Genomic DNA, 8,828 nt, shown 5'->3' on the forward strand with positions numbered 1-8,828 from the left:
CCGCCGCCGGTGTCCACGGTCAGGACATCAGTCCTCGAGGTCGACCTCGCGCACCATGTCAGCGCCGATTCCGGCCTTGATGGCGTCCAGGACCTGCTGCGGGACGGAGCTGTCGATGGTCAGCAGCGCGAGCACCTGGCCGCCCTCATCCTGCCGCGCAACCTGCATCCCGGCGATGTTGATGTTGTTCATGCCGAGGATGTGGCCGATGGTGCCGATCACGCCGGGGCGGTCCGAGTAGGCCACTACCACGAGGTGTTCGCTGATCGGGATCTCCACCTCGAAGCCGTTGATCCCCACGAGCTTCTGGACCTGCTTGGGTCCTGTCAGGGTTCCGGCCACGGAGATCTGGGTGCCGTCGCTGAGGGCGCCGCGCAGGGTCAGGACGTTGCGGTAGGACTCGGTGTCCGGAGTGGTGATCAGCCGGACGTTGATGCCGCGCTGCTCGGCGATCACGGGGGCGTTGACGTAGGAGACCTGCTCGGTCACAATGTCGGCGAAGATGCCCTTGAGTGCCGCGAGTTCGAGCACCTTGACGTCGAGGGAGGAGATTTCCCCGGCGACCTCGACGTCGAACTGGGTGAGCGAGGCGTGCGTCATGGCGGTGAAGATGCGGCCCAGCTTTTCCATCAGCGGGATGCCCGGGCGGACGTCCGGAGCGATCACGCCGCCTGCGACGTTGACCGCGTCGGGAACCAGTTCGCCGGCCAGGGCCAGGCGGACGGACTTCGCGACGGAGACGCCGGCCTTTTCCTGCGCTTCGTCCGTGGACGCGCCCAGGTGCGGGGTGACCACAACGTTGTCGAGCTTGAAGAACGGCAGGTCGGTGCTGGGTTCCTTGACGAAGACGTCGACGCCGGCGCCGGCGATTTCGCCGGACTCCAGCGCTGCGTACAGGGCTTCCTCGTCGACGAGGCCGCCGCGGGCGACGTTGACGACGTACGCGGTGCTCTTCATCTTCTTGAACGCCTCGGCGCCGAGCATGCCGACGGTTTCCGGCGTCTTGGGCATGTGGATGCTGATGAAGTCCGACTGTGCGAGCAGCTCGTCGAGGGTCACCAGCTGCACACCGAGCTGGGCGGCGCGGGCTGAGGTGATGTAGGGATCGTAGGCCAGGATCTTGGTGTCGAATCCCTTGAGGCGGGCGGCGACGAGGGCGCCGATCCGGCCGAGGCCGATGATGCCGATCTTCTTCTCGAAGAGTTCGATGCCGGTGTACTTGGAGCGCTTCCACTCGCCGTCCTTGAGGGCGGCGCTGGCCTGCGGAATGTGGCGGGCAAGGCTCAGGATGTGCCCGACCGTGAGTTCCGCGGCGGAGACGATGTTCGAGGTGGGCGCGTTCACCACCATGACACCGGCCTGGGTAGCGGCCTTGATGTCGACGTTGTCGAGGCCGACACCTGCGCGGGCGATCACCTTCAGGTTCTTCGCGGCGGCGATGGCCTCGGCGTCCAGCTGGGTGGCGGAGCGGACCAGGATCGCGTCGACGTCGGCGATCGCAGAGAGCAGCTGGGAACGGTCGGCGCCGTCGGTCTGCCGGATTTCAAAGTCCGGGCCAAGGGCCTCGATCGTGGCGGGCGAAAGTTCCTCAGCGAGGAGTACTACAGGTTTGGTGCTTGTCACCGGTGACCTCTTTAACTCTCTTGTATAACAGGCGGGGATTTTGGTGAATCAGGTACTGCGGGTGGTGCTCGACAGCAGGGAAGCCGGACCCCAGTAATGGTGTCCGGCTCCCCTGCCGGTCAGTGCCTAGCGGGCCACTGAGCCTTCGGTGTAGTCGTCCTCGTTCTTGATCCAGGAGAACAGCTTGCGCAGTTCGCGGCCGGTGGCCTCGATCGGGTGGTCCTCACCCTTCTTGCGCAGCGCCTTGAACTCGGGGGCTCCGGCGTCCTGGTCGTCGATGAAGCGCTTGGCGAAGGTGCCGTCCTGGATGTCCTTCAGGACAGCCTTCATGTTTTCCTTCACGTCCGGGGTGATCACGCGCGGGCCGGAGACGTAGTCGCCGTACTCGGCGGTGTCGGAGACGCTCCAGCGCTGCTTGGCGATGCCGCCTTCAACCATGAGGTCCACGATGAGCTTGAGCTCGTGCAGCACCTCGAAGTAGGCAACCTCGGGCTTGTAGCCGGCTTCGGTGAGGACCTCGAAGCCGTACTGGATCAGCTGGGAGGCGCCGCCGCAGAGGACAGCCTGCTCGCCGAAGAGGTCCGTTTCGGTCTCTTCGGTGAAAGTGGTCTCGATGACGCCCGCGCGGGTGCCGCCGATGGCCTTGGCGTAGGACAGGGCCAGTTCCTTGGCCTTGCCGGACGGGTTCTGCTCGACGGCGATCAGGTCCGGCACGCCGCGGCCGGCCTCGAACTCGCGGCGGACGATGTGGCCTGGGCCCTTGGGGGCAACGAGGGCGACGTCCACGTCGGCCGGGGGCTTGATGTAGCCGTAGCGGATGTTGAAGCCGTGGCCGAAGAACAGGGCGTCGCCCGGCTGCAGGTTCGGGGCGATGTCCTCGGCGTACACATGGCGCTGGACCTGGTCCGGGGTGAGGACCATGATGAGGTCGGCTTCGGCGACGGCGTCCGCGACGTTCAGGACACGCAGGCCCTCGGCCTCGGCCTTGGCGCGGGACTTGGAGCCTTCCTTGAGGCCAACGCGGACGTCAACACCGGAATCGCGCAGGCTGAGGGCGTGGGCGTGGCCCTGGGAGCCGTAACCGATGACGGCGACGGTGCGGCCCTGGATGATCGACAGGTCGGCGTCGTCGTCGTAGAACATTTCAGTCACTGGGGTGTCTCCTTTTAAGTGGATTCTTAGGTGGTGCTTGTCGGTGAAACTTCGCTAAAGCTGGTGTGGTGCTGCGGCAGGTCTACGCGGAGCGTAAAGCCCTGTCGCTCATGGAGCGGGATCCCCGCCCAACGGCCAAAGTGCCGGACTGCACGATTTCGCGGATGCCGAAAGGCTCGAGCACTGAGAGCAGCGCCGTGAGCTTTTCCGGGTGGCCCGTTGCCTCAATGACCACCGACTCTGTGGAGACGTCGACCACTGATGCGCGGAACAGGTCTGCAGCCTGGGTGACCTGCAGCCGTGTTGCGGCATCCGCACGTACCTTGACCAGGATGTGGTCACGCTGTACGGAAGATTCGGGGGTGAGCTCAACGATCTTGATCACGTTGACCAGCTTGTTCAGCTGCTTGGTGATCTGCTCGATCAGCTCACCGTCGGCGTCGACGACGACGGTCATCCGGGACATGCCCGGAACTTCCGTCGGCCCGACGGCCAGGGAGTTAATGTTGAAGGCCCGGCGGGCGAAGAGGCTGGCGACGCGGGTCAGCACACCGGGCTTGTCTTCGACCAGAACGGACAGTGTGTGGCGGGTCATGTTCAGTCCTCCTCTTCCCATTCCGGGGTCATGTTGCGGGCAACCTGGATCTGGTCATTGCTGACTCCGGCGGGGACCATCGGCCACACCATGGAGTTGGGGCTCACGACGAAGTCAATGACCACGGGGCGGTCGTTGATCTCCAGGGCCTTCTGGATGGTGGCATCGATGTCCTCGTCGCGCTCACAGCGGAATGAAGCGCAGCCGTAGGCGTCCGCCAGCTTGACGAAGTCCGGGATCCGGACGGTGTCATGGCCGGTGTTGAGGTCGGTGTTGGAGTAGCGGCCCTCGTAGAAGAGGGTCTGCCACTGCCGCACCATGCCCAGCGAGGAGTTGTTGATGATGGCGACCTTGATCGGGATCTTGTTGATCGCGCAGGTGGCCAGTTCCTGGTTAGTCATCTGGAAGCAGCCGTCGCCGTCGATCGCCCAGACCACGCGGTCCGGTTCGCCCACCTTGGCGCCCATGGCGGCCGGTACGGCGTAGCCCATGGTGCCGGCACCGCCGGAGTTCAGCCAGGCGTGCGGGCGCTCGTACTTGATGAACTGCGAGGCCCACATCTGGTGCTGGCCGACGCCGGCGACGTACACGCCTTCCGGGCCGGTGAGGGCGCCGATGCGTTCGATCACACGCTGCGGCGCGCTGAGGCCGTCGTCGGGTTCGGTCCAGCCCAGCGGGTAGGTCTCCTTGAGGTTGTTCAGGAAGGCCCACCAGTTGGTGTAGTCCGGGGTGCCGGAGACGGCGAACAGCGCGCGCAGGGCCTCGCTGAGTTCCGGGATGATCTCCTTCACCGAGCCCACGATCGGCACATCGGCCGTGCGGTTCTTGGAGATTTCCGCCGGGTCGATGTCCGCGTGGATGACCTTGGCGTTCGGCGCGAAGGACTTCAGGACGCCGGTCACCCGGTCGTCAAAGCGTGCGCCGAGCGTGATGAGCAGGTCCGACTGCTGCAGGGCGGTCACGGCGGAGACCGTGCCGTGCATGCCGGGCATGCCGACATGCTGCGGGTGCGAGTCCGGGAACACGCCGCGGGCCATCAGGGTGGTGACCACGGGGGCACCGGAGAGCTCAGCGAGCTCCAGCAGTTCCGCCGAGGCGTGCGCCTTGACGACGCCGCCGCCCACGTAGAGCACGGGCTTGCTGGCTGCCGCGATGAGCCTGGCGGCTTCGCGGACCTGCTTGTTGTGGCCCCGGAGCACCGGGTGGTAGCCGGGCAGGTCGATCTTGGGCGGCCAGGAGAAGGTCATTTGGCCCTGCTGGGCGTCCTTGGCGACGTCCACCAGGACGGGGCCCGGGCGTCCGGTCGAGGCAAGGTGGAACGCCTCGGCCATCACATGCGGGATGTCGTTGGGGTCGGTCACCAGGAAGGAGTGTTTCGTGATCGGCATCGTGATGCCGACGATGTCCGCTTCTTGGAAGGCATCGGTGCCGATGACCCCGCTGGCGACCTGGCCGGTGATGGCCACCATCGGCACGGAGTCCATGTGGGCGTCCATGATGGCGGTAACGAGGTTGGTGGCACCCGGGCCCGAGGTGGCGATGCAAACGCCAACCCGTCCGGTGACCATGGCGTAGCCTTGCGCGGCGTGGCCGGCTCCCTGTTCGTGACGGACCAGAATGTGGTTCATTCGGGAAGCCATCAAGGGGTCATAGGTGGGCAGGATCGCGCCACCGGGCAAACCAAAAATATCGTCCACGCCGAGTTCTTCGAGCGAGCGGACAATTGCTTGTGAACCGGTCATCACCGTCGGGGGTACGACGTTGTTCGGCCCAAGGACAGGAGAGACGGCAGCAGTGTCGACGCCGGCGTCAGCCGGGCGTTCGACGCGTTCCGGAGCCTTGGGGGCTCCAGCGGACTTAGCGGCCATCAGCGAGGGGCTGATCGGCGATCCTTTGCTCATCGGACTCTTCCTTTGTGGAACTTCGGTGGGATCTTCGGTGATCGTGGAACTGCTGGTGTTGCGTGGTGCTGCTGTGACCGGTGGTGCGGAAATAAAAAAACCCCTCAGCCGGATGGCTCTTCGAGGGGTTTGCGCGTGACGGTTCGTTACCAGTCGGGCTATGGAGCCACGCGCTTGGTAAGGACGACGAGGACGCCGGCGGTAACGAATGCGATCATGCGTTCAGTTTTCCCTCTTAGTGAGACACGTGTCAACGAGCCTTCGCACTGTCTCACTATCTGGACTCCATTGTCCACTAGCTGGGACCCTCATTTCCCCTAGGTGACCCTGCAACGTTCGGCGGCAGGGCTTAATAAGGGGGATTCCGAGGGCCCCTGAGGTTACGGCGCTAGCGCCGTAACCTCAGGGTAGGAATCACCCGCAGTAAGCGCCGGTGGAGGCGCTGTGGACGAGCTTGGCGTACTTGGCGAGCACGCCCTTCGTGAACTTGGCCGGAAGCGGCTCCCAGCCCACCTTGCGGGCGTCAAGTTCGGCCGCATCGACCAGGAGGTCGAAGCTGCGGGCGGCGATGTCCACGCGGATCCGGTCGCCGTCCTTGACGAAGGCGATGGGGCCGCCGTCGACGGCTTCCGGGGCCACGTGGCCGATGCACAGGCCCGTGGTTCCGCCGGAGAAGCGGCCGTCGGTCAGCAGCAGCACGTCCTTGCCAAGGCCAGCACCCTTAATGGCGCCGGTGATGGCGAGCATTTCGCGCATGCCCGGCCCGCCCTTGGGGCCCTCATAGCGGATGACGACGACGTCGCCGGCCTTGATCTGGCCCTTGTCGAGCGCATCCAGGGCACCCTGCTCGCGCTCGAACACGCGGGCCGTGCCCTCGAAGACGTCGGCGTCGAAGCCGGCGCTCTTCACGACGGCACCCTCGGGAGCCATCGTGCCGTGCAGGATCGTGATGCCGCCGGTCTTGTGGATGGGGTTGTCCATGGCCCGGAGGATCTTGCCGTCGAGGTCCGGCGGGTTGATCGCCGCGAGGTTCTCCGCGACGGTCTTGCCCGTAACAGTGAGGCAGTCCCCGTGCAGGAGGCCGGCGTCGAGCAGCGCGCGCATGATGACCGGCACACCGCCGATCTTGTCGACGTCGGTCATGACATAGCGGCCGAACGGCTTGAGGTCGCCGAGGTGCGGGATTTTGTCGCCGATGCGGTTGAAGTCCTCCAGCGAGAGGTCCACTTCGGCCTCGCGGGCGATCGCGAGCAGGTGCAGCACGGCGTTGGTGGAGCCACCGAAGGCCATGGTGACGGCGATGGCGTTTTCGAAGGCCTTTTTGGTCATGATGTCGCGGGCGGTAATGCCCAGGCGCAGGAGGTTGACCACGGCCTCGCCGGACTTGTGCGCAAAGGCGTCGCGGCGGCGGTCGGCCGAGGGCGGAGCGGCCGAGCCGGGCAGGGACATGCCTAGCGCCTCGCCGATGCAGGCCATGGTGTTGGCGGTGTACATGCCGCCGCAGGCGCCTTCGCCCGGGCAGATGGCCTTTTCGATGCGGGTAAGGTCTTCCAGGCTCATCTTGCCGGCGGCGCAGGCGCCGACGGCCTCGAAGGCGTCAATGAGTGTGACTTCCTTTTCGGAGCCGTCCTCCAGCTTGACCCAGCCGGGCATGATGGAGCCGGCATAGAGGAAGACGGCGGCGAGGTCCAGGCGGGCGGCGGCCATGAGCATGCCCGGGAGGGACTTGTCGCAGCCGGCCAGGAGGACGGAGCCATCAATACGCTCTGCCTGCATCACGGTTTCAACGGAGTCGGCGATGACCTCGCGGGACACCAGCGAAAAGTGCATGCCCTCGTGCCCCATGGAGATGCCGTCGGAGACGGAGATGGTGCCGAACTGCATCGGGAACCCGCCGCCGGCATGCACGCCCTCCTTGGCGCCCTGGGCCAGCCTGTTCAGGGAAAGGTTGCACGGAGTGATTTCATTCCAGGAGCTCGCGACACCAATCTGCGGCTTGGCGAAGTCGTCGTCGCCCATGCCGACCGCCCGGAACATTCCGCGCGCAGGCGCGGCGTGGATTCCGTCGGTGACGACCCGGCTGCGGGGTTTGATGTCCGGTTTGGTCTCTGTCGCTGTTTGGGTGTCCTCACTCATGGCTCAAAGTCTAGGGCTCCGCCGCGGGGCGCAACGACCCGGAAGGGCGCATTAAGCATAAAACCGGGAATGTTTCGACCAGATAGTGGACTAGTGTCTCACTATCTGGACAATTTGATCCGGCGGATGTCAATTGAGGTGAGCGGCGTCACGCAGCTCGGGGGCTTCGGCGACGGACTGTGCTTCGGCTTTGAGCAGGGTGAGCACCTGCTGGATCGTGGTCCGGGCCGCCACATCCGGGCGCGCGAGGGCAACAATGCTGCGGCTGGCCTTGACCCCGGCGAGCGGACGCAGGACGAAGCCCCGGCCCTGGTTTTTCAGGGCCGTGTAACGAGGCAGCAGGCTCAGCCCGTGCCCGGCGCTGACGAGGGCCTCGAGGACCCGAAGATCCGGGAACAGCTGGGCGCGGTCCGCAGGGGAATCGGCCTGCACCTCGATCTGGCGGAGCACTGTGTCGAAGGGAAACCCCTCGGGCACTCCCATCCACGGGAAGCCAATGACGTCTTCGGCCCGCAGGGTCGTCTTGCCGGCGAGCGCGTGGCCCTCGGGGATGGCGACGTCGAGGGGTTCGTCCAGGAGCGGCACAACCGTGAGCCCCAAGCGGGCAAAGACGTCGGGACCATCGACGCTGTGCGCCAGCACAATGTCATAGTCGGCCGTCAATCCCGCGAATCCGGCGACGTTGGGATCCTCGAAGTGGGCCTGGAAGCGGAGCCCGTCGATGGCTTTGACCCGGTGCAGGAGGCCGGGAAGAAACATCTCGGCGGCGCTCGGGAAGAACGCGGCCTTGACGTGTGTCTGCCAACCCCGCCGGTAGGTGTCGATGGTGGCTTCCGCGCGGGCCATGGCGGTGGAAACCTCGGCGGCTGCTCCCGCCATCGCGAGTCCGGCTTCGGTGAGGCGCACTCCCCTGCCCGATTTCTCGACCAGGACCACCCCCAGCTCCTCCTGCAGGGTCTTGAGCTGCTGCGAGACGGCTGAGGGCGTCACCTTCATTGCCTCAGCCGTGGCCCCGACCGTGCCGCGGTCGGCGAGCTCGCGGAGAATACGCAGTCTCTTGAAATCCATGAAGAGAGGCTACAGGCCGGCGGCCTGGAGGCTGGACAGCCCCCTTCGGGCAGACGTACCGTCAAGCAACGGCAACCTTGCCTTATGGACAGAAAGGCTCTGCTATGGAGTGGATTATCTGGCTCGTCGTCATCGTGGCGATTGTCGCCGTCGTCTGGTGGCTGCTTAATCGCAACAGCTCCCGCCGCAGGTCCGGCTCCGCAGGCACGGGGCCCGCCGCCACGCCCGATTCCACCCCTCCTCATCTGCACGACGCCGACCACGGCGCCAGTCACCGCGGCGCCCTGGCCGGCGGCGGTTCCGCCGCTTCCGCGTCTGCTGCCGGCCTTGCCTGGATGCCCACGGCTGCCGGC

The 8,828-nt window shown here is 65.8% G+C and carries 6 protein-coding genes and 1 pseudogene; 1 reads left to right on the forward strand and 6 read right to left on the reverse strand.

The features are described 5' to 3' along the window. Positions 1-27 precede the first annotated feature (27 nt). From serA to K789_RS0108365, 6 genes are all read right to left on the reverse strand, one after another. Positions 28-1,623, reverse strand: a complete 1,596-nt coding sequence (serA, locus tag K789_RS0108340; RefSeq protein ID WP_024366361.1) for a phosphoglycerate dehydrogenase — start codon at positions 1,621-1,623, stop codon at positions 28-30. A gap of 126 nt (positions 1,624-1,749) precedes the next feature. Beyond that, entirely contained in the window at positions 1,750-2,775 is a 1,026-nt protein-coding gene (gene ilvC / locus K789_RS0108345; protein WP_024366362.1) for a ketol-acid reductoisomerase, read from the reverse strand. Between the two features lie 82 nt (positions 2,776-2,857). Further along, positions 2,858-3,370: an acetolactate synthase small subunit gene (ilvN, locus tag K789_RS0108350; RefSeq protein ID WP_024366363.1), complete on the reverse strand. Its 513-nt coding sequence runs from the start codon at positions 3,368-3,370 to the stop codon at positions 2,858-2,860. Between the two features lie 2 nt (positions 3,371-3,372). Further along, positions 3,373-5,271, reverse strand: a complete 1,899-nt coding sequence (locus K789_RS0108355) for an acetolactate synthase large subunit (RefSeq protein WP_024366364.1) — start codon at positions 5,269-5,271, stop codon at positions 3,373-3,375. Positions 5,272-5,685: 414 nt separating this feature from the next. Then, positions 5,686-7,407, reverse strand: a complete 1,722-nt coding sequence (gene ilvD, locus K789_RS0108360) for a dihydroxy-acid dehydratase (RefSeq protein WP_024366365.1) — start codon at positions 7,405-7,407, stop codon at positions 5,686-5,688. Positions 7,408-7,536: 129 nt separating this feature from the next. Next, positions 7,537-8,475 (reverse strand): LysR family transcriptional regulator, encoded by a 939-nt coding sequence (locus tag K789_RS0108365; protein WP_024366366.1) that lies wholly within the window; start codon positions 8,473-8,475, stop codon positions 7,537-7,539. 104 nt (positions 8,476-8,579) lie between these two features. Between K789_RS0108365 and K789_RS0108370 the strand changes: the two are divergent. Beyond that, positions 8,580-8,828, forward strand: a pseudogene (locus K789_RS0108370) (hypothetical protein); the annotation flags it as partial.

This window comes from Arthrobacter sp. TB 26 (assembly GCF_000427315.1).
GTDB lineage: Bacteria > Actinomycetota > Actinomycetes > Actinomycetales > Micrococcaceae > Arthrobacter.